Source organism: Variovorax palleresanus, from assembly GCF_051144945.1.
GTDB lineage: Bacteria > Pseudomonadota > Gammaproteobacteria > Burkholderiales > Burkholderiaceae_C > Variovorax > Variovorax paradoxus_S.
Window position 1 is genome coordinate 863,842 of the sequence record NZ_JBJNVP010000002.1, and the last position, 20,022, is coordinate 883,863.

The 20,022-nt window shown below is 64.2% G+C and carries 18 protein-coding genes; 8 read left to right on the forward strand and 10 right to left on the reverse strand.

Translation table 11 applies throughout. The annotated features are described in order from the left end of the window. Positions 1-4: 4 nt before the first annotated feature. On the reverse strand, positions 5-763 hold the full coding sequence (locus ACJ7Z0_RS07775) for an RNA methyltransferase (RefSeq protein ID WP_434789367.1): 759 nt from the start codon (positions 761-763) through the stop codon (positions 5-7). A 118-nt stretch (positions 764-881) separates the two neighbouring features. Here ACJ7Z0_RS07775 and ACJ7Z0_RS07780 point away from each other — a divergent pair, with 118 nt between their 5' ends. The 3 genes from ACJ7Z0_RS07780 to ACJ7Z0_RS07790 are packed head-to-tail and all read left to right on the forward strand — an operon-like array spanning position 882 to position 5,286. After that, positions 882-1,940, forward strand: a complete 1,059-nt coding sequence (locus tag ACJ7Z0_RS07780; RefSeq protein ID WP_434789368.1) for an inositol monophosphatase family protein — start codon at positions 882-884, stop codon at positions 1,938-1,940. After that, positions 1,940-4,183, forward strand: coding sequence for an FUSC family protein (locus ACJ7Z0_RS07785; RefSeq protein WP_431129702.1), 2,244 nt, complete (start codon positions 1,940-1,942; stop codon positions 4,181-4,183). The genes ACJ7Z0_RS07780 and ACJ7Z0_RS07785 overlap by 1 nt, the downstream gene beginning before the upstream one ends. After that, on the forward strand, positions 4,180-5,286 hold the full coding sequence (locus tag ACJ7Z0_RS07790) for a mechanosensitive ion channel family protein (protein ID WP_434789369.1): 1,107 nt from the start codon (positions 4,180-4,182) through the stop codon (positions 5,284-5,286). Before ACJ7Z0_RS07785 ends, ACJ7Z0_RS07790 begins: the two co-directional genes overlap by 4 nt. A 6-nt stretch (positions 5,287-5,292) precedes the next feature. On the opposite strand, the gene ACJ7Z0_RS07795 is transcribed toward ACJ7Z0_RS07790, so the two are convergent. Then, positions 5,293-6,513 carry a DUF418 domain-containing protein gene (locus ACJ7Z0_RS07795; RefSeq protein WP_434789370.1) on the reverse strand — a complete coding sequence of 407 codons (1,221 nt, stop codon included), beginning with the start codon at positions 6,511-6,513 and terminating at the stop codon, positions 5,293-5,295. A gap of 161 nt (positions 6,514-6,674) precedes the next feature. Between ACJ7Z0_RS07795 and ACJ7Z0_RS07800 the strand changes: the two genes are divergently transcribed. Together ACJ7Z0_RS07800 and ACJ7Z0_RS07805 are read left to right on the forward strand one after the other, a co-directional pair. Beyond that, the gene (locus tag ACJ7Z0_RS07800; RefSeq protein ID WP_434789371.1) at positions 6,675-7,670 is read left to right on the forward strand and encodes a Bug family tripartite tricarboxylate transporter substrate binding protein; all 996 of its coding nucleotides are present in this window, start codon (positions 6,675-6,677) and stop codon (positions 7,668-7,670) included. A 14-nt stretch (positions 7,671-7,684) separates the two neighbouring features. Beyond that, a complete protein-coding gene (locus ACJ7Z0_RS07805; RefSeq protein WP_434789372.1) occupies positions 7,685-9,001 on the forward strand; it encodes a sulfatase family protein in 1,317 nt (438 codons plus the stop codon). Between the two features lie 240 nt (positions 9,002-9,241). On the opposite strand, the gene ACJ7Z0_RS07810 is transcribed toward ACJ7Z0_RS07805, so the two are convergent. The 6 genes from ACJ7Z0_RS07810 to ACJ7Z0_RS07835 all read right to left on the reverse strand — a co-directional run bounded on the left by ACJ7Z0_RS07810 (position 9,242) and on the right by ACJ7Z0_RS07835 (position 13,162). Further along, entirely contained in the window at positions 9,242-10,078 is an 837-nt protein-coding gene (locus ACJ7Z0_RS07810; protein WP_434789373.1) for a hypothetical protein, read from the reverse strand. 12 nt (positions 10,079-10,090) lie between these two features. Beyond that, positions 10,091-10,753 carry a C1 family peptidase gene (locus ACJ7Z0_RS07815; RefSeq protein WP_434789374.1) on the reverse strand — a complete coding sequence of 221 codons (663 nt, stop codon included), beginning with the start codon at positions 10,751-10,753 and terminating at the stop codon, positions 10,091-10,093. Beyond that, positions 10,750-11,649, reverse strand: coding sequence for an ImmA/IrrE family metallo-endopeptidase (locus tag ACJ7Z0_RS07820; RefSeq protein ID WP_434789375.1), 900 nt, complete (start codon positions 11,647-11,649; stop codon positions 10,750-10,752). Before ACJ7Z0_RS07820 ends, ACJ7Z0_RS07815 begins: the two co-directional genes overlap by 4 nt. A 91-nt stretch (positions 11,650-11,740) precedes the next feature. Further along, on the reverse strand, positions 11,741-12,088 hold the full coding sequence (locus ACJ7Z0_RS07825) for a helix-turn-helix domain-containing protein (RefSeq protein ID WP_434789376.1): 348 nt from the start codon (positions 12,086-12,088) through the stop codon (positions 11,741-11,743). 16 nt (positions 12,089-12,104) lie between these two features. Beyond that, positions 12,105-12,461 carry a hypothetical protein gene (locus ACJ7Z0_RS07830; RefSeq protein WP_434789377.1) on the reverse strand — a complete coding sequence of 119 codons (357 nt, stop codon included), beginning with the start codon at positions 12,459-12,461 and terminating at the stop codon, positions 12,105-12,107. Positions 12,462-12,556: 95 nt separating this feature from the next. Further along, entirely contained in the window at positions 12,557-13,162 is a 606-nt protein-coding gene (locus ACJ7Z0_RS07835; protein ID WP_434789378.1) for a 4'-phosphopantetheinyl transferase family protein, read from the reverse strand. Between the two features lie 112 nt (positions 13,163-13,274). Here ACJ7Z0_RS07835 and ACJ7Z0_RS07840 point away from each other — a divergent pair, with 112 nt between their 5' ends. After that, positions 13,275-14,537 carry a hypothetical protein gene (locus ACJ7Z0_RS07840; RefSeq protein ID WP_434789379.1) on the forward strand — a complete coding sequence of 421 codons (1,263 nt, stop codon included), beginning with the start codon at positions 13,275-13,277 and terminating at the stop codon, positions 14,535-14,537. 81 nt (positions 14,538-14,618) lie between these two features. Here the strand turns inward: ACJ7Z0_RS07840 and ACJ7Z0_RS07845 are convergent, their stop codons facing one another. Then, positions 14,619-14,918, reverse strand: a complete 300-nt coding sequence (locus tag ACJ7Z0_RS07845; protein ID WP_434789380.1) for a hypothetical protein — start codon at positions 14,916-14,918, stop codon at positions 14,619-14,621. 484 nt (positions 14,919-15,402) lie between these two features. Here ACJ7Z0_RS07845 and ACJ7Z0_RS07850 point away from each other — a divergent pair, with 484 nt between their 5' ends. Further along, positions 15,403-16,497 (forward strand): nucleotide kinase domain-containing protein, encoded by a 1,095-nt coding sequence (locus ACJ7Z0_RS07850; protein ID WP_434789381.1) that lies wholly within the window; start codon positions 15,403-15,405, stop codon positions 16,495-16,497. 42 nt (positions 16,498-16,539) lie between these two features. Here ACJ7Z0_RS07850 and ACJ7Z0_RS07855 read toward each other — a convergent pair whose 3' ends face one another. Then, positions 16,540-17,736: a nucleoside triphosphate pyrophosphohydrolase family protein gene (locus tag ACJ7Z0_RS07855; RefSeq protein WP_434789382.1), complete on the reverse strand. Its 1,197-nt coding sequence runs from the start codon at positions 17,734-17,736 to the stop codon at positions 16,540-16,542. A 100-nt stretch (positions 17,737-17,836) separates the two neighbouring features. Between ACJ7Z0_RS07855 and ACJ7Z0_RS07860 the strand changes: the two genes are divergently transcribed. Continuing rightward, positions 17,837-19,996, forward strand: coding sequence for a metallophosphoesterase (locus ACJ7Z0_RS07860; protein ID WP_434789383.1), 2,160 nt, complete (start codon positions 17,837-17,839; stop codon positions 19,994-19,996). The last annotated feature ends 26 nt before the right edge of the window (positions 19,997-20,022 follow it).

Genomic DNA, 20,022 nt, shown 5'->3' on the forward strand with positions numbered 1-20,022 from the left:
CAGTCTAAAGCGCAGGGTCTTCGCGTACGGGCGATGGGGTTTTAGGCGCATGCGCGGCGTCGGCCATGGCCTTGGCGATGCCGCGGAGGATGTGAATTTCCTCCGGCGTGGGCTGGGCGCGGTTGAAAAGCTGCTGCAGCCGGGGCATCAGCTTCTTGGGCGCCTGCGGGTCGAGAAAGCCGATTTCCACCAGCGACCGTTCCCAGTGCTCGAGCATGCCGGCCACCGCCTTCGCATCGGCCGCCTGCACGGGCGCGGTGGCGTCGCGCACCTCGTAGCCACCCAGGGCCAGCCGCCATTCGTAGGCAACCACCTGGATGGCGGCGCCGAGGTTCAGGGAGCCGAACTTCGGATCCGTGGGAATGCTCAGCGCCACGTTGCAGCGGTAGACGTCTTCGTTGCGCATGCCGAAACGCTCGGAGCCGAAGAGGAAGGCCACATGCTGGTCGCCCTGCTTCACGAGCGGCTCCAGGTGCTCGCGCGGGGTGCGCGTGGGCGGGCCGAAGTCGCGCGGGATCATGGCGGTGGCGCACAGGTGGGTCACGCCGTCGAGCGCCTCGTCCAGCGTTTCAACGATGCGGGCGTTGTTCAGAACGTCCAGCGCGCCGCTCGCACGCTGAATGGTTTCTTCCCGCCGCAGCACGTTGGCCCACCGCGGCGCCACCAGCACTAGGTCGTCGAAACCCATGGTCTTCATGGCGCGGGCGGCGGCGCCCACATTGCCGGCATGGCTGGTCTGGATCAGGATAAAACGGGTGCGCATGGGGGTTTGGAGACACAAAGCGGGCGGAGCCGGTAAAATGCCCGATTCTCGCCGCCCGCATCGCCGGGCCGCTCATCGGGGCGCCAGCCGCTCCTTCCGCCGTTCTTCTCACAATCCAATGTCGTCCCCCAACCTGCATCCCATGCTCAATGTGGCCGTCAAGGCCGCACGCGCCGCCGGCGCGATCATCAACCGCGCCGCCCTCGACGTCGAGGCCGTGCGCATCTCGCAAAAGCAGGTCAATGACTTCGTCACCGAAGTCGATCACGCCAGCGAGCAGGTCATCATCGAAACGCTGCTTGGCGCGTATCCGGGGCACGGCATCCTGGCCGAAGAATCGGGCACCCAGCATGGCGCCAAGGATTCGGACTACGTCTGGATCATCGATCCGCTCGACGGCACCACCAACTTCATCCACGGCTTTCCGGTCTACTGCGTTTCCATCGCGCTGTCGGTGCGCGGCAAGATCGAGCAAGCGGTCATCTACGACCCGAGCCGCAACGACCTCTTCACCGCCACCAAGGGCCGCGGCGCCTACATGAACGAGCGCCGCATCCGCGTTTCCAAGCGCACCCGGCTCAGCGAATGCCTGGTATCGACCGGCTTCCCGTTTCGCAGCGGCGACAACTTCAAGCAGTACCTGGCCATCATGGCCGACATGATGCCCCGCATGGCGGGCCTGCGCCGCCCCGGCGCGGCAGCGCTCGACCTGGCCTACGTGGCGGCCGGCTTTACCGATGCCTTCTTCGAGACCGGCCTCAACCCCTGGGACGTGGCCGCAGGCTCGCTGCTGGTGACCGAGGCCGGCGGCCTGATCGGCAACTTCACGGGCGAGCCCGACTTTCTCGAACAGCGCGAATGCCTGGCCGGCGCGCCGCGCATCTATGGCCAGCTGGTGCCGCTGCTCGCCAAGTACTCGAAATTTGCCGGCATCGACGACAAGATGCGCGCGAGCGACCGGGTGCGCGCTGTGTCGGCCGCCGCGCGGCCTGGTGCCGATGAATCGGTCGACCTGTATGCCCGCAGCACCGTCACCGAACTGACGGCCGCGCCGCTCGACGGCGAAGCGCCCGCGCCGGCCGCCGCAGCAGCGCCGGTGTCGCGCAAGCTCACGCGCATTCGCCGCGACGCGCCTGCCGACGGCAGCCCTTCCGAAGGCGACACTTCCGCCAAGTGATGCAGGGGCCACGTGCCGCCCTCCGGCTCCGTGCGGCGCTGCGCATCGCGCTGAGCCAGTACGTCGCCAGCGGGCTCACGGTCGCGCTCGGCCTGCTCGTCATCTCGGCCGGCGCGCACCTGTGGCTCGGCGCCATTGCGGCGGCGTCGGCCGCGGTGGGCGTGATCGTCACGGCCCCGCCGGACCTGCCCGGCCCGCGCCGCGGCAAGTTCTTCCAGATGCTGCCGGCGCCGCTGATCGGCCTGCCGCTCTTCTTTTTGGTGCAGCTGCTGCACGCCGCGCCCATCCGCCTCGGCCTGGTGCTGGTGCCCGCCACCTTCATCGCCTTCCTGGCCATGGCGTGGGGCAAGCGGGGCATCCCGATTGCCATCGCGGTGATGTTCTCGATGATTTTCTCGATGGCCACGCCGGCGCCCAGCGGCATGGCCGAGGCGCTCGAACGCACTTGGCACTTCGGCCTGGGCGCAGGGCTTTACGTGATCTGGGCCACGCTGGCCAACCACGCGCTCAACACGCGCTTTCGCGTGCAGTCGGTCTCGGACGTTCTTTATTCGCTGGCCGCGCTGATGCGCACCGAGGCCAGCCAGTTCACCCCGCTCGACGACACCAGCGACATCCGCGAAACCCCCGCGCCGTTGCTGGGCCAACTGCTGCGCGAACAGGCCGCGCTGGCCGACCAGCTGCAGGCCACGCGCGACATCGTGCTGGAGTCGCCGCGCACGCCGCGCCGGCAGCGGCTGGCGGCCATGCTGGTGATCGTGCTCGAGATGCGCGACCAACTGCTCGCGAGCGAGCTCGACCTGGACGCGCTCAAGAGCCATCCCGCGCATGCCGAGGCGCTGATCGAAATGCGCCGCGTGCTCGAAGAGCTGGCCGACGAAACCACCGCGCTAGGCGATGCGCTGCTGATGGGCCGCCAGCCCGAAGCGGTGGCCGACCGGCGGCCGCGGCTCGCGTCGATCCATCTTTCCGGCGAGGACGATGGCGCGGGCCATGGACTGCCCGGCCCGAATGCCGCCATGCTCGCGCGCGGCCTTGCGAGCCGCATCGGCCACATCAACGACGAGGTGCTGCGCCTGTCGGCCATGGCGCGCGGCGACGCCGAGCCCAACCTTGCCGTGGTGCGCGCCAACTGGCAGATGTTCGTGAGCCCCACCGATTGGTCGCTGCGGCCTTTTCTCACGCTGTGGCGCTGGGACGCACCGCCGCTGCGCCACGCCATTCGCGCGGCGCTGGCCATTGCGGCCGGCTACGCCATTGCGGTGTCGCTGCCCTGGGGATCACACGACTACTGGATTTTGCTGACCATCGTAGTGGTGCTGCGCGGCAGCCTCTCGCAAACGCTCGAGCGGCGCAACAGCCGCGTGGCCGGCACGCTGCTGGGCAGCGTGCTCGCGGTGGGGCTGCTCTCCGCGCATCCGTCGCCGCTGATGCTGCTGGCCATCATCACGGTGTCGCAGGCCATTGCCCACAGCTTTGCGGTGCGGCGCTATCTGATCACGGCGGTTGCGGCCACCGTGCTGGGCCTGGTGCAGGCGCACATGCTCAACACCGGCGCCGCGCCCATCTTCGCGCTGTTCGAACGCATTGCCGACACGCTAATCGGCGCCGCGCTGGCCTGGGGCTTCTGCTATGTGTTGCCCTCGTGGGAGCGCGGGCAGATTCCGGCGCTCGTGGCGCGCACGCTCACCGCGCAGGCGCGCCATGCACGCCTGGCGCTCGGTCTCGGCCAGTTGAAGGCCATCGACAGCAGCCCCGAGCTCGAATGGCGGCTTGCGCGCCGTGAGGCCTACGACAGCCTCTCGGCGCTGGTGCAGGCCACGCAGCGCTCGCTGTCCGAACCGCGCGCGGTGCAGCCGCCGCTCGAGCCGCTCGAGCACCTGCAGGCGCACAGCTACCAGTTGCTGGCGCAGCTGAGCGCGGTCAAGTCGATGCTCGTGCTGCGGCGCGACCGGCTCACGCCGGCCGATATCGAGGGCCCGCTCGCGCGCACGGCACAGCGCATCGACGCCGCCATCGGCACCGCCCCGACCACCGGCCCCTCGCTTCCCGAAAGCTCCGCCTCCACCACCGTAGGCGGGCCGATTCCCCTGCCCGACCCGTTCGACAACGACATCAGCCCCTGGCTGCTGCGCCGTCTCGACCTGGCCACGGCGCTTGCCACGCAGCTGCGCGACGACGCGGCGCGCATTCTTCAACCTCTGAACGAGACACAGACCACCACGACCGCCACCGTCCAATGACTCAAGAGATCCTTGCCCACCCCTGGTTCGGCACCTGGCTCGCAGCCTTTGTCGGCGTTCCGGTCGCCCTCTTGATCCACCGCGTGGGCGGCCTCGTGCTGTTGCGGGTCACGCGCCCGACACCGGCGCTTCACGCGATGGTGGTCAACTGCAAGGCGGTGGCGCGGCTGGTGCTGCCGCTGGTCGCGCTGCTGCTGGTGTTTCAGGCCGCGCCCGACAACCTGCGCTTCATTGGCAGCGTGCGGCATTTCAACGGCCTGCTGCTGATTGCCGCCACCACATGGCTTGCCGTCAAGGCCATCAGCGGATTCGCGGACGGCGTGCTGGCGCAGCACCCGCACGACGTTGAAGACAACCTCCATGCGCGCCGCGTGCTCACCCAGACACGCGTGCTTGCGCGCACCGCCATGTCGATGGTGCTGGTGGCCGGCGGCGCGATGATGCTCATGACCTTTCCGGGTGCGCGCCAGGTCGGCGCCAGCCTGCTGGCCTCGGCGGGCGTCATCGGCATCGTGGCGGGCCTGGCGGCCAAGCCGGTGTTCAGCAACCTGATTGCCGGCTTGCAGATTGCACTGGCCCAGCCCATCCGCATGGACGACGTGCTGGTGGTCGAGGGCGAATGGGGCCGTGTCGAGGAGATCACCGGCACCTTCGTGGTCGTGAGAATCTGGGACGACCGGCGGCTGATTCTGCCGCTCAGCTATTTCATCGAGAAGCCGTTCCAGAACTGGACGCGCCAGTCGTCGCAGCTGCTTGGCGCGGTCTTCATCTACGTGGACTACGGCATGCCGGTGGCCCCGCTGCGCGCAGAGGTCGAGCGCATCGTGAAGGGCGCCTCCGAGTGGGACGGCCGCTTCTTCAACCTGCAGGTAACCGACGCCACCGAGCGCACCATGCAGATTCGCGTGCTTTGCACCGCGGGCAACTCGAGCCTCGCCTTCGAGCTGCGCTGCAAAGTGCGCGAAGGGCTCATCGACTTCATGCAGCGGGAGTATTCGCAGTTCTTGCCGAAGATGCGCATTGAGGGCGACGCGATGCAGGCCGCACGCGCGGACCACCCGCTGGGTCAGGAAGCCGCGCCTCCACACCAAGCGCCGCGCTAACCTGCGCTAACCTGCGTGAAGGCTGCGGCGCATCGCCGGAAGCCGGAGGTTGGTGAACGCCCGCAGCAGCCACTCCGCCGGCCCGTAGGCAAAGCGGCGCATCCACCACCCGCTGAGCAGCAGGTTGCCCGCGAAGATCGCCAGCGCGACGCCGAAAGTGGCCAGCGGCCCCATGGTGCCGATCCACCGCAGCCCGTAGGCGAGAAAGAGCCACGCGCACACCAGCGATTGCAGCAGGTAGTTCGACAGCGCCATCCGGCCTGCCGGCGCAAGCATCCGCGCCAGCACGCGGCCGCGCCCGCTCTGGAACACGAGCAGCATGCCGGCCGCGTATGCGCCCGCCAGGAACGGTGCCGTCAGCAGCGTGACCGCAAGGCCCTGGACCTCGCGTACCGCGTTCAGGCGAAGGGTTGGAAGCGCATAGGCCAGCGCACCCGGCAGGCCGATGGCCAGACCCCACCACAGCACCCGCCACAGCAGGGCGCGATGCGCTTCGACGTGCGCAAGAAGCCCGCGCCGGCCGGCAATGAACCCCAGGAAGAACATGGCCAGCGCCTCCGGCGCCTGCACCAGCGCCGTCATCCACCAGGTCAGCGAAAGGTCGCGCACATGCTGCGCCATCACCAAGGCCGGCGTGGCGCGGTAGGCGGCCAGCGCCGCGGCGGCGTCGCCGTAGGCCGCCTGCACGGCCATCTGCATATCCATTTGCGAATACATGCGGCCGACGCCGGCCCACAACAGCGAAGTGAGCAGCACCAGCGCGATGGCCGCGCACGCCAGAAACACATCGCCGCGCCGCCGCAGCATGAGCAGCACGGCGCCCAGCACCGCATAGGCCATGAGGATGTCGCCGTAATAGAGCAGCACGGCGTGCGCCACGCCCATGACCCACAGCCCGAGGTGCCGCCGCACCATGCGCGGCACGAAGGGTTTGCCATCACGCTCCGCCGCCCGCATCTGCAGGGTGAAGCTGTAGCCGAACAGGAACGAGAACAGCAGGTAGAACTTGGTCTCGAACGCAAAGGCCCGGACGAACGAGGCGATCTGATCGGGCAGCGACATACCCAGCGGATCGGGAATGCCCAGGGCGTAGTAGGTCGAGGCGAAGCTCGCGATGTTGACCACCAGGATGCCCATCAGCGCGAAGCCGCGCAGCGCATCGACCATCTGCTGGCGCTCGTTCGATGCACTGGCCGGGTCTGGTGCGGAAGGGTTCTGGTGCGCCATGTGGCGTTGCGGGTTAGTTTGGAGGATGGTGGATTAGATCAATCGAATGTAGCGTCTCTACAGTCGTTCGAGATCGAACGCCAACCCGAGAAGACCCGGGAACGCCCCCCAACGGCCGAATGATTCAATGATTGACTGACTGAACGAGGAGGATCCCCATCATGCTGAAGAACACCCCCATCACCCGCCGCCTGGCCACGCTGCTTGCCGCGGCCGGCTTCATGGCGTCCATTGCCACCATGGCCACCACGGCGGGGGCGCAGACGACGCTCGACAGCCCCCTGCACATCGTGGTTGGCTATGCGCCCGGCGGCGCCACCGACCGCGTGGCGCGCATCGTTGGCGACAAGCTCAGCGCACGCCTGGGCGTGCCGGTGGTCGTCGACAACAAGCCCGGCGCGGGTGGCCGCCTGGCGGCGCAGCAGGTCAAGACCGCGACCGCCAGCCAGAACGTGCTGATGCTCGCCAACCCCGCCGTGATGGTGGTGGCGCCGCTTGTCTTCAAGGACAACAACTACGACCCCGAGCGCGACTTCGTGCCCGTGTCGCACGTCAATGCCTACGACTTTGCGCTGTCCGTGTCGCCCCACCTGCCGGTGCGCGAGCTGAACCACCTGCTCGCCTGGATGCGCGCCAACCCCTTGCAGGCCAACGTGGGCGTGCCCGCCACCGGCAGCCTGCCGCACTTCTTCGGCCTCATGGTGGGCGAGAAGGCCAAAGTGGAGACGCAGATCATCGGCTACCGCGGCTCGGCCCCGCTGCTGAACGACCTGCTCGGCGGCCAGGTGCCGATTTCCATCGACACCGAAGACGTGGTGCTGCCGCAGCACAACGCGGGCAAGCTGCGCATCCTTGCGATCTCCGGCGCCAAGCGCTCGCCCTTTGCGCCGAACATTCCGACCTTCAAGGAAGCCGGCCTCGACCTGGCCGCCACCGGCTGGAACACCTTCTTCGCGCCCGCCAGCATGCCCAAGGAGAAGGCCGAACGCCTGTCCAACCTGATCCGCGAAGTCATGCAAGACGCCGACACGCAGCGCAAGTTCAAGGACGCCGGCATGACGCCGGTGGTGAGCACGCAGGCGCAGACCGCCGCAATGCTCAAGGCCTACCGCGCGCAGTGGGCCCCCGTTGTCCAGAAGTCCGGCTACCAGCCCTGAACCGTTTCAGACACATGACCAGACCCAACATCATCTTCATTGTGGCCGACGACCTCGGCTATGCCGACCTGGGCTGCTACGGCGGCCGCGATGCCGCCTTCGGACCCGTGTCGCCCGTGCTCGACGGCCTGGCCGCCAACGGTTTGAAGCTCACGCAGGGCTATTCGAATTCGCCCGTGTGCTCGCCCACGCGCTTTGCGATGATTACCGCGCGCTACCAGTACCGCCTGCGCGGCGCGGCCGAAGAGCCCATCAGGAGCAGCAGCCGCGGCAGCACCACGCTCGGCCTGCCGACCGACCACCCCACCCTGCCATCATTGCTGAAGGCCAGCGGCTACCAGACCGCGCTCATCGGCAAATGGCACCTGGGCTACCCGCCCAGCTTCGGCCCGCTGCGCTCCGGGTACGACGAATTCTTCGGGCCCATGTCGGGCGGAGTCGACTACTTCACCCACTGCGACTCCACCGGCGGCCACGACCTGTGGCTTGGCGAAGAGGACAAGAAGGAAGAGGGCTACCTCACCGACATCCTCTCCAAACGCGCCGTGGACTACGTGGAGCGCATGGCCAAGCAAGAAGCCCCCTTCTTCCTCAGCCTGCACTACACCGCCCCCCACTGGCCCTGGGAAACCCGCGACGACGCCGAGAAGGCGCCGACCGTGAAGGACAACCTCTTCGACCTGGCCGGCGGCAACATTCATGTGTACCGCCGCATGATCCATCACATGGACGAAGGCATCGGCTGGATCATGGCCGCGCTGCAAAAGCACGGCATGGCCGACAACACGCTGGTGGTGTTTACCAGCGACAACGGCGGCGAACGCTTCTCCGACAACTGGCCGCTGGTCGGCGGCAAGATGGATTTGACCGAAGGCGGCATCCGCGTGCCATGGATCGCGCACTGGCCCGCGGTAATTGCCAAGGGCGGCGAGAGCAAGCAACTTTGCATGACCATGGACTGGTCCGCCACCATGCTCGACGCGGCCGGCGTGAAGGCCGATGCAGCCTACCCGCTGGACGGCGTGTCGCTCATGCCCGTGCTGAAAGACGCGAAGCACAGCTTCCGCCGCCCGCTGCACTGGCGCATGAACCATCGCGGGCAGGAAGCCATGCGCGATGGCGACTGGAAGTACCTGAAGGTGGACGGGTACGAGTACCTCTTCAACATTCCGGCAGATGAGCGCGAGCGGGCGAATCTCGCGAAGAAAGAGCCGGAGCGGTTGGCGGTTATGCGGGCTGACTGGCTGGCTTGGAATGCGACGATGCCTGGGATTCCGGAGGATGCGACGGTTAGTTTGGGGTATTCGGTTAGGGATATGCCGCAGCGGTAGGGGTGCAGCGGCGCGGGGAATACATGCCGTGCATGTTGCTTCCGAAGACGACTGATTGGAGGTTTCTCAAGGGCTGCTTAAGACTGTACCCAGGACCCCTGTCGCAATCACCGGCCATTCGCGGTCAAGGGTATCGACCGGCGGCTGCGAGACTGCTCGCTTTCGCTTGCCTGAAGTCGTTACAAGGCTATCTCAAGCGGCGTCCGACTCTCTTCGTGAGTGCGGGACGCCTTCGCTGCTTCAGGCGACTGCCACTTCGCCTGCCTGAGACAGGATCGCCTCGCAGTCGGCCACAAGGCTCTCCAGCGCACGGCGTCCCCACCGCGTTTGCCCACCTTCGCCGGTGCCCTCTTCAAGGGTTGCAAGCGTGGCATGGCAAACCAGCGGACCCACCGGGATGCCGACTTCTCGGGCGATGCAGGCCTGCAGTCGAGCAAGGCCCTTGAAGTTCCCCAGCGCCTTCTGGATGAAGAATTGATAGCGATAGACAGCAGTCAGGTAAAGCTCGTGCTTAGGCCCCAGCTTCAGGCTGACGTGACTTAGGCACTGGCCACCACGCCCGTTGTCGTAGTCGTTCTCAGCGTCATAGAATTTCAGTTCTAGCGGCTCCAGGGTCATGTCCAATTCATAGACCGCCCGTGGAGGTCCGTTCTTGACACGCTTGGCCGCAGCCATGGCCGCCTTCAACTTGTCGATCACGATCTCGAGCGGGTTGATAGTCCTGCCGTCCGAACAAGTGCGCTGCGTCAACCTCAGAGCGTAGGTTCCCCAGCGGTTTGCGGGGATGCCCTTGATGTGCGGGTAAACGTCAGTCGGGTATGCAAAGACCTTTTTCAGCCCCCCGGACTTGTACTCAGCCGCCGGGAAAATCGTGTCTGAAACTGTTTGCACGGGCAGGCAGTTGTGCTCAGCCAAGAACGCATCCACACGCCGCTCGATGGCCTTCGTCGCTTCCGTTTCAAGTCCGGGCTCCTGGATCTCGACGATGAGGTTGTAGATGCGCTCGTGCTCCTTGTAAAGCAGACGAGCGGACTTCAACCAAGCTTCGGCACGGGACGTTGCGGGCACGGGTTTCATATGTTCCTTTGACTACGCGGCAAGCGCTAGCGGCACCAGAGTTCTTGAGCCAATGAGATTCCCGGTCAAGTAGCTCAAGGGCAGCCAGGCGTACCCGCCGAAGCCCCACCTGAACCCCCAGCTGTTTCGCAAAAGCAGCAGGTCGATGGCGCCCGCGGCAATTGAGGCTCCGAGCCCAACGCCCAGAACGCTGTGTCCGCCGACGGGAGTGCCGGACGTGTCGATGATGTACGGGCTCTGCTGCACACGGTTAAAGCCGGGCACCAGCCGCAAACCAAGCACAACCGGCAGCCCGGCTTGGAGCGCGTCGACAACTTCGTATGCCGCGCACGGATCCAAGCCACCGTACCAAAGCGTCGTCAATGATGGCGGCGCCCAAGGGCTTGGCGTCTTGGTCTGGTACGGCCACTCGAGCTCGTTTGGCTGACCATCGCTGCGCAGTGCCTGATCCGCCGCGCCAAGTGTCAAACCCTTGGCCGGGTTCAGCGACGGCACTCTCTTCAGGCCAGCATAGAAGAGGTACTCGGCGGACAGCGGTTGGCCGAGACCATGCGCATGGGCGTGGGCGTCCGAAACCGCGCAAGCGATGCACGTCGGGCGCGCGCCTTGGTCCCGGACTTCCGTCCATGCATGGCGTGCGTCTGCTTCAACGACGATGCCTCCAACGTCGCTCATGTCGCGTTCAGTCTTTCCGCGCGCAGCAGGCCAACCGGCTCTTTCCCCAGAAGCGCCAGGTTGAATTCCATCGAGTTGATAGCACTGTCTCCACTTTCCCACGGCCGGCGCTCAGCCAGACGCAATTTCGTGCGCGCCGGTGCGCTACCTTGGACGACGACGCGCCTGGTCACGGTGCTCCCCATGGCGTCGTCGGCCGAGTCGGCTCGCCTGTCCTTCCTGACTTCCAGGCCGTTGGATGGATCCGGTTCAATCTCCCACTCGTAGCCGCCCGCCAAGTGCTCCTCGAGGTTCAGCACGAGGAAGTCATCCGGGCTCCCGACAAGCTGCGCACCCTTGTCTCGGTCGGAAAGCAGCCACACGTCGGGATGCCAAGACGCCGGCTCAACGTCGGACATCGCGCGCTGCTTCGCCTCTTTTGGGGGACGGGCGGCAAGCGCTCGAGCTTCGTTGTGGGTGAGGAAATCTGCGGAAGCCAGGGCCCAGCAGGTGGCTGAATAGCTGGCGGCCAGCCGCAGGGACAACTGGTAGATGACCCCGGAGTACCTGAACGACTCAAGACCCCAGCCTTGCCGCCGGGCGTGTGCTGCGATCAGCCACTTCGGGAGCATGAACTCGGCGGCAAACGAGTCCGCCTCAAGCTCCTGCTGGCCATAGCCCGTCTTCTCACCGCGGCCAACGTATCCGACGTTGATGTCCAGACTCATGGTCCGATGCTGAAGGACGTGGTGGCCAAGCTCATGCGCAGCCGTGAACCGCTGGACGTGATGGTCACGCCGCGTGGTCACGAGCATTCCGGCGGAGTTCGGCGTCGGCACGTACGCCCCGAGCAGCCCATCCAGCGGACGGAACAGCACCATGATCTTGAGCGCCTCGATGGCCGCGAAGACGTCCATGGGACGGCTACCATCTCTCAACTGCTCTCGAATGCCCATCGCGTGATGCAGCTCCGCCGCACGCGCTATTCCACTGAGGATGGCGTCGCGCTTAGCCATTGCTGCCGTCCCCAGGCTGCGAACGCTGCATGAGGAACTCGGTGAATCTCAGTAGCTCAGAGCGGTCCTTCTCAGACAACGTCGATGCTTGACGCGCCAACATGTTGACGTCGGCCGGATAAGCAAGCTGGTCCTCGCCCGTGAAGTAGGCAGTGGGTCGCTGATAGAGACGAGCAAGGGCCGTCAACTCTTGGGCGACGACACTGCGCTTCCCGCTTTCTATAAGTGAGACGGCAGAACGAGGAATGCCTGTGGCGTCAGTGACCTCTTGCTGCGACAGGCCGAGGTATTCGCGAGCTTCTCTGAGCCTTGAGGCAATAGCGGCTTGGTCGTCGGACATTTTCAGGTCTCCTGCTCTAGTGGACCGCGTCTGCCACTTCCGTTGCAGGCGCAGAAACCGGCGCGGCCGGCACAGCCACGCGGTGCTGTTTGATTTGGCTAATGATGTGCGCGACAGCTTCTTCAACCGTGTGATAGCCGCCGCGCTGGATCCAACGCGGGTCGAGGGACTCGCCGGTCAACTCCTTGACGGCCGGCGACAACTTCGCGACGGTCTTCGAGTCCACCTCTGGCGTGTCCCACAACGGATCCTTCTTGAGGTCAGGCAGTGCGCAGTCCTCCTGCTCTCGCTGGAGATCCTTTGTCAGCCGGTCCATCAGTTTAGGCAGCAGGCCCGAGAACTCGGACGGGCTCAACATCTTTGGCTTGCTCATGCGCACTCCTGTTCGGAATTCAAACGAAGCGTATCACATGTTGTTCGATTTTCCAACATTAACGACAAATCGCCTGTCGCCGGCGTATGGGCGAATCAGGGCGGCGATTGCGCCGCGATGATGGCGAAAGCGAGCGGCGAGGCGCCCAGGGCCAGGCGACGCACCACGACGCGCTTTAAGACCGCAGCAGTGAGCGCGGCTACGCGCCAGCCCGCGACGGACATGACGCCGGCATCGCTCTGGCCGGCCAGCAGACGTGCCTGCAGATGCCCCAGTTTTGAGTTCAATGTCAGTGGATACTGACATTTGAAGATGGCCTCCTTCGCCGAAAAGGCGAAGTTTTGGGCTGCCGCGTGGTCGGCGAGACCCATGGCGCGCTGGACGCGCGAGACCTCAGACATCCAGGTCACACCCGCCGCAGCCGCGTCGCCAAGTGGCCGTGCGTCGTCAAGATCGACGCCTAAGGAGCAGTAATCAACGGCGAGGCCGACCAGCGCGACGGCGTGCTCGCGCGTGTGACTGATGCTTCCGCGCAGCTCCGCTGGAAAGAGTGGCTCCCCTTCAGCTCCCTGCCCGATGCCAACGGCCGGTACACCCAAGACGGCCATCGCCTGGCGGGCTGCGTCACGACCCGCCGCGAACTGCGCGCGACGCCGCGCGGTCGCGCCAACGACGAGGAGTTCCTCGTCCGGCCAGAGCATCGCAGGGGTCGGAGAAATCGGCACAACACGAGCGACCAAGCGCTCGGCGACCCAATGCAGTCCGATAGGTGGCAAGTCCGACTTCCTCGTGGTTAGCTGAGTACATTCAATCATGCGCTTCACCTTACCCGCCGAGCCGGAGGCACTTGCTCGCTATCTGCCTGAGTTCATGGCCCTGGTCGGAACGGAGAGGTGGCTCAAGCGAGCCAACCAGCTCGCCGACGAGATGGATCGCTCCGCCTACCTCCACAAGATCGTGCTCGACTATCACTGGCTCGAGATGAACGTCTGCCATCAGTGGGAGGTGCTCACCCGGGAAAACCGCGTGGACCTGACTGTGCGCCCGCACCTAAGCCTGGCTGCGCTGAACTTCGCAGCAACGGCCGTCGTGGTTCATCGGCAGTTAGGGCCCAAGGGCAAGCGCGTGCTCGAAGGTCGCCTCTTCGATGCCCTCAAGGCCGAGACCGGCTTCGCCGCACTCTATCTCGAGCTCTCGCTCGTGCAACGGCTTTTGACATGGGACTTCGATATCCAGCTGCCGGACATGGAGGGTACTGGTCAGTTCGACTTACTGATAACTCGTGACGGCTTCTCCGCTGAAGTCGAGTGCAAGAGTCAGTCGGCTGATGCGGGCCGACAGATTCACCGCAAGCACTTCTATCGCTTCATGGCGTTGCTCCAGCCGGGGACCAATCCGGGGCTGCCCAAGCGTCGGGAGGTGGTCCTGGTGACGCTGTCCGGTCGCTTGAGCGCCGACCTCGCCCAACAGTCGCTGCTTGCGAATGCCGTCAGCGCCTTGATCGACTCTGACGCGACATCTGCGATGAAGGGCAGCGGATTTGAGCTGCGCAAAGCTCGCTTCGAAGATGTCCCCGGCGTCGAAGAGAACCTCCGAGACCCCAAGCTGCTTCAAGCGGCTCTGAACAAGGCGTTCGGCAAAGACCTTCATGCCGCCGGCTGGCAGGGATCGGACAGCGCGTACCTACTTGTGATGAGAAGTACGAAGGAAGACGATCCTTCCTTCCCCACGCTCGAAGCGATGCGCAAAGGCGCCAGTCAGCTTAGCAAGACAAGGCCTGGCTTACTGGCTTTGCAGGACCACGGCATGGAGCCGGCCGACCTATTCCTGCCACATGTACAGCGACGAGCCTTCATCCTGTCGGGCGCGCTATTCGGTCAATACAAGGCGCGGCACGTCAATGCGGTCTACATCACCGGCTATGGCGCTGTCGTCGACGACCAGCACACGCTCCGCACGCCAGGTTTCGCCGTCACCAACATGCTTGCCAAGCACCCCATTCCCGATGAGCACACAAGGGCGCTGCTGACAGGGCTCCTGCAGGAGAGGCCACCGGCCGACTTGCCGCCCACATGACGGAGTGTACCGACCAGGTTCCTGCGACTGAGGAAACTCCGGGCGGAACTGCGGGCCGCCCCCGAAGGCGTTACCAACCTGCTAACTCGGCGCCGTCGAGACCAACTGTGGCCGACTCACCGCCCACGCGACGCGACGCGTGTTGGCCAGGCGGCTCAACACGCCCTCGACGTTGGAGAAGTCCTTGGTAGCGCGAGCAAAGGTCCCTGCGCCTTGCTTTCTGCCGAGGGACATCAACGCCTCGTCAACCGTTGCGTCGACATGGACGGGTACATGCGCCAAGACATCCAACGAGCCCATGCGAACCTTGACGGGCAAACAACCCTGCTCTCGCCATTGTTCGATGGCGTTGGCAACCTCTTTGAGGGACGGATCGAGCACGACAGCAATCGAACCTCGCCGGTGGGCCAGGACGACCGCGGTAATAGCGACATCCCTCACCCAAGCGACCGTGACTATCGCTCGCGCCTCATTCGCAGGCTCGCAGCCCCTCCAGCCGTCCTTCACCGAGGGAGGCAGGTCCAATGCATATCCCGGCTCTTGCGCACAAGAACTCGAGCGCGCGATGGCGACCGGCAGCGACCGTCGATGCTTCGAGTCGTGGGTGTCTGGGTGAGCGTTCATGGAGGCCCTTCGCAGTCCGAAGTCGCTGTTAGATCGGTATGGCGCTCAAGGCTTAAACGCGCACCGGCGCTGTGCGACGCCATCCATTGGACCGTGCGGGCTGCCGCCTGACGTTGATTTAAAGCAAAGAAGGGGACGCCAGGGGCACGTTCGGCAGCGCATGAGACAATGAAACGCTGGCGCGGGGAGCGTCTCAAACGCCCCCCAGACGACCTCACTAAGCTACTTGAGAAATGTAACGGTGACCGGCAAGAATCTTGGGCCCAAGCGCTCTTCCCCAGCTAAGAACGGGCTGACCACGTTTGCACGGCGCACCGCGCCAACCTCCACCGTCGTCTATGACTCCTACTGGCGCTTCGCTACCGAACGCCAGCAGCTGTACTTCAACCGGCTCACGGCTGAACACGGACCGTGGACACAGGACCCAGTGCTCTCCAAGTACAAGTTCACCAACGCGTATCGCGCAGCCGACCGTGTGAGCCAGTACCTCATCCGGGTCGTTATCTATCAGGGAGCTTTCGACGAGCTAGACGTGGCATTTCGCATCCTGCTCTTCAAGCTTTTCAACAAGATCGAGACCTGGGAGCTACTGACAGCTCGCTTCGGCACTCTGTCGAGGGCTACCTTCGACGTTGAGCGATTTGACGCTGCGCTTAGCGAAGCGCTACGGGCGGGCATTCGGATCTATTCCGCAGCCTACATCATGCCCAACGCTCCTCGCCTGCTAGAGGGCTCATATAAGCACCGCACCCATCTGGACTTGCTCCATTCCGTGGTGAAGAGCGGCCTACTGCAACAGCTGGTTGAGGCCGGCTCCATGCAGCAGGTCTATGAGCTGCTTCTCTCTCTGCCAAGCATTGGACCGTTTTTGGCTTACCAGTACGCGGTTGACCTCAACTACAGCGCCATTTCTGAATTCAGTGAGAACGAGTTCGTACAGCCAGGACCAGGTGCCTTGAACGGCTTGACGAAATGCTTCTCATCGCTTGGCGACTACTCCCCTGCCGATGCAATCCGGTGGGTCACCGAACGACAAGACGCAGAGCTCAAGGCCAGAGGTCTTGCGTTCAGGTCGCTGTGGGGACGACCACTACAGCTCATCGACTGTCAGAACCTCTTCTGTGAGGTTGACAAGTATGCACGTGTAATGCATCCAGAATTCAGCGCCCTCACCGGGCGTGCACGCATCAAGCAGAAGTTCTCGAGCAACGGTGACCTGCCTGCGCCGTTCTTCCCACCGAAGTGGAACCTAATACTGGATCTGCCGAAAGACACAACCGTCTGGCCATTCCCAAAGGTGAGCAAGCGGAAGGCTCAGAACGAGCTCTTTGCCTGAGGATGCGGTCTCGCTAGGCAAGCCGCAGTGGCGGCAGGATGGTCACCTTGGTTCGAATACCAACGTGTGCTGGTCAAGGTCGACCGTCACCCTTCCGCCGCGGTGTTCCTTCAGCAAGCGGAAGACGCGATATCCCTCCAGGATTGCGATCTCCCACTGCCACATAGGCCGGGCTTCAACCTCGTAGCCCTGAACAAACTCTCGAACGGACTTCAGCAGCTCAAAGTCCAGCGAGGTAGTCGAGCGATAGAACATCGCATGGGCGGCGTGGTTGAAAATCCAGGAAGAGATGCCCTCCTCGATAAGGATGGCGCGGGCCCCATCTTCGTTCTGGTCCACCTGGGGGTTGGACTTCCGCTTGCGCCTGAGCATGCCCCTCAGCGTTGGCGACCAGCCCAACACCGCAGCATGCGCAAGATGGAACACGTCGTGAAAGCGATAGTCGTCCTGAAGGCTGCGGTTGTCGGTCAGCCGGTCGCCAACGTTGACACCGTCCAATTCAACCACGACGAAGGTATTCCCGTTCTCTGTCCGCTCGAAGAAGTCGAAGACCATGTGACGCGGGAACTGCTCTTGCACCGGAAACACTTCGTCGAACGAACCACCCCAGGACTTCTGGCGAGGCCAGCGCCCTTCGGACTTGGCGACGTTGCGCCGGGCAGCGATGTCAAGACTGATGTCTGCATCGTCTGCTGCGCGAACCAGAGACCGGAAGACCTCGACCAGGTCGGCGGCGAGGCGGTCACGGTTGTTGTCGATGCGTCCGCTAGCGTAGCTGTCGAGGAGTCCGCCGGTCTTGGCGGCCAGCTCAATGAGACGGTGCTCAAAAGCCGTGCCGGACGAAGCTGCGAGGTTGCTGGTGTTCTGGAGGTGGGCGAATGTGTGGACGACAGGCCGGCCATGGTAGCTCCAGTCAGCGTGACTGGCCACCACTCGCCCTGCAAGATCCGACAGCTTGAGCCCGACCCGACCCGCCGCGTTGGCCAAATACCAAAGAGCGTCGCCGAACTCTTCTACGACGGCCGCGTCATAGGCGAGGAAGGCATCCTTGTCGCGCTTTTTCTTCTTGAGCGCGCTCAGAAGACTGCCAACCTCACCGAACAGCCCTAGAAGCACAAACCCAAGCCCGTCGGCCCCTGCAAGGCCAGACCTGTCTGACATTGCTGTAAAGTCCTGGTACTCGTCGAGCTGGAGCGCGTCGCGGACGTCGTCAAACAGCTGCGCTTGGTTGAGTGGCAAGTAGGTGTCTCCACCATCGCCCGATTAGGAGCATAGGTCGTGGACCCGCGAGTACGGGCGTTCCGGTAAATTCTAGAGCAACAACGCCGGAGGAGGCGCCATGACGCGAGCAGCGCGTTTTCTGCACATCACCGACACGCACCTGAAACCTGGCGGCTCCGCGTTCGAGATCGACGACAGAAAGCGGGACATTCAGCTCGAGCCCCAGACGCGCGAAGGCTCGCTTGAGGGTGGGCTCGAGCGATTAGCGGAGAGGCTCACTCAAGACAACCAGCGTCTGGATGGCGTCATCTTCAGCGGCGACGCGTTGAGTGGTGGCAAAGCCGGCGGCGACAAGCTGCTCCTCGATTTGATCCTCCGCCATCTTGGCCCCCACGGCATCACGGCGCAGTGCATCGTCGCGGTGCCAGGCAACCACGATGTCCCTCAAGGTGCTGAGCCCGGCTCAGACGCGCGCTACAAGGAATTCCTCGAGGCTTGGCGCGCTGCAGGCTGCATAACGCCGTGGCTAGATGGTATCGACCTGCCGAAGCCAGATTTTGCGAACCACATCCTGCTCGGACCTGACAACGCCTGGGCCATTATCGCCGTCAACTCCAGCAACTGGTCTCATGTCAACGCCATTCCGCCCAAGCTGGCAAGCATGTGGGACAGGATTCCGGCCACACTGGCACCGGGCGACTCGGACCTAGAGGCAGCGCTCCGCAAGGAGCTGAACATGCTGGCAAGGTACGACGTGGCGCGGGTGTCACCGAATCAACTTGACGCTCTCCGATGGATGCTCAAAAGTCTTCCTCGGGCTGACCACGGAAAGCAGCTCAGGATGATGGTGCTGCACCATCACTTGCGTGCGCCATCCGTTGCTGAGGAGGTGAAGCCATTCGCCGACATCAGCAACCTCGAGCAGATTCGCACGTTCATTGCCGAGCAGAACATTCGAGTCGTGCTTCACGGTCACAAGCACGTGGGGCGGGTCCACTCCGATGTAGTTGAACCAGGTCTCGGCCGTCCCCCGCACAAGGTGCTTATGGTTGCTGGAGCATCGTTCAGCGCGTCCGACCATGCCGACGCGATGCGGATTCTCGACCTCACCGGCTTGCCCTGGGTACCGTCGCTGGGCGTTGAGCCGCTCGCTATCCCGCGCGGTGGTCTAGATCCGGCGCCGGCGCCAGCGTCGAGTTCGCGACTGTGGGCCGCCACCGATAGTGCCGCTGAAGCGCCAGTCGTCATTCAGGGTAGCAACTTCGACGAGGTTTACGCTCGAGTCATTCTGGCGGCACGCGAGGAAGCCAAGGACAAGACGCTCATCGTTCAGCTTGACCTTTCGGACTTCACAGCAGTAAAGCGCCTTCCCGACGACTACCCGAGCAACATCACTGCGGGGGCCGAAAGGGCCGCATGGTTAAAGGACCTGGTGGACTGGTGGCAACTGCCCCAATCGCAGCTGCAGGAACGCGTGCCTTACATTCACGGCACGCGACTGCGCAACTACGGGAGCAACCTCGACCAGATAGATCGGGTTCGCACCCTGCTGAAGGACCGGCAGACGACACGCGCAATAGCATTGCTGGTGGACCCATCGGTCGACTTCAAGGAGGCGTCGGGCGCCAAGAACGACTTCGCGTCGTTTTGTCTGGTGCAGTTCACGAGGCGCGATGAGCCAGGGGCCGTCTTTATCGACTGTGTCGGTTACTACCGCGCGCAGGAGATGGTCAAGTGGTGGCCGATTAACGTGGCTGAACTTTTGGATCTGCAGACCCAGGTAGGCAAGCCCTTCAATGGACGGCCGGGACGCATAACGACTATCACTGCTTGTGCCCGGTCCTTGGCCCGCTCTCCAACACATGTTGCGATGCCGGTCATAGACCGGTGGCTCGACCAAACCCCTGAGAAGTACTTTGTGCTTGCGTCCATTTTGCTGAGCGACGCCCCTATGCCGGCCAACGCCCGAAAGGTGCTCCGTGAATGGGTCGCAGCACTCGACGAGCTCAATGAGGCTGCCACCATCCCCACGCCAGATGGCGGCCCTGTAGTAGCAATTGAAGGTCCAATTCGGCTGGCGAAGTACCTACGCATCGGTAACGGACCGCGCGCCGACGAATGCGCCCGTCTTGCCGAGAACCTTGAGGAAATTGCTCGCATTGGCAAGAGCCCCCCACCATCGAGCGAAGTTCTGCAGCGCCACACTTGGGGTGTTCAGCTCTCCCGGTTGCTGGGGCGAGCCGCGGAGCAGTGCAGAGCCCTCGAGATCAAGTCGTGACTTCGAGCGCCAAGCTCGCATCACCA

Excerpts from the sequence above, each read along its gene's own strand:
- ACJ7Z0_RS07775 (WP_434789367.1), bottom strand. The coding sequence starts at position 763 with ATGCGCACCCGTTTTATCCTGATCCAGACCAGCCATGCCGGCAATGTG.
- ACJ7Z0_RS07780 (WP_434789368.1), top strand. The coding sequence starts at position 882 with ATGTCGTCCCCCAACCTGCATCCCATGCTCAATGTGGCCGTCAAGGCC.
- ACJ7Z0_RS07785 (WP_431129702.1), top strand. The coding sequence starts at position 1,940 with ATGCAGGGGCCACGTGCCGCCCTCCGGCTCCGTGCGGCGCTGCGCATC.
- ACJ7Z0_RS07790 (WP_434789369.1), top strand. The coding sequence starts at position 4,180 with ATGACTCAAGAGATCCTTGCCCACCCCTGGTTCGGCACCTGGCTCGCA.
- ACJ7Z0_RS07795 (WP_434789370.1), bottom strand. The coding sequence starts at position 6,513 with ATGGCGCACCAGAACCCTTCCGCACCAGACCCGGCCAGTGCATCGAAC.
- ACJ7Z0_RS07800 (WP_434789371.1), top strand. The coding sequence starts at position 6,675 with ATGCTGAAGAACACCCCCATCACCCGCCGCCTGGCCACGCTGCTTGCC.
- ACJ7Z0_RS07805 (WP_434789372.1), top strand. The coding sequence starts at position 7,685 with ATGACCAGACCCAACATCATCTTCATTGTGGCCGACGACCTCGGCTAT.
- ACJ7Z0_RS07810 (WP_434789373.1), bottom strand. The coding sequence starts at position 10,078 with ATGAAACCCGTGCCCGCAACGTCCCGTGCCGAAGCTTGGTTGAAGTCC.
- ACJ7Z0_RS07815 (WP_434789374.1), bottom strand. The coding sequence starts at position 10,753 with ATGAGCGACGTTGGAGGCATCGTCGTTGAAGCAGACGCACGCCATGCA.
- ACJ7Z0_RS07820 (WP_434789375.1), bottom strand. The coding sequence starts at position 11,649 with ATGGACGTCTTCGCGGCCATCGAGGCGCTCAAGATCATGGTGCTGTTC.
- ACJ7Z0_RS07825 (WP_434789376.1), bottom strand. The coding sequence starts at position 12,088 with ATGTCCGACGACCAAGCCGCTATTGCCTCAAGGCTCAGAGAAGCTCGC.
- ACJ7Z0_RS07830 (WP_434789377.1), bottom strand. The coding sequence starts at position 12,461 with ATGAGCAAGCCAAAGATGTTGAGCCCGTCCGAGTTCTCGGGCCTGCTG.
- ACJ7Z0_RS07835 (WP_434789378.1), bottom strand. The coding sequence starts at position 13,162 with ATGCTCTGGCCGGACGAGGAACTCCTCGTCGTTGGCGCGACCGCGCGG.
- ACJ7Z0_RS07840 (WP_434789379.1), top strand. The coding sequence starts at position 13,275 with ATGCGCTTCACCTTACCCGCCGAGCCGGAGGCACTTGCTCGCTATCTG.
- ACJ7Z0_RS07860 (WP_434789383.1), top strand. The coding sequence starts at position 17,837 with ATGACGCGAGCAGCGCGTTTTCTGCACATCACCGACACGCACCTGAAA.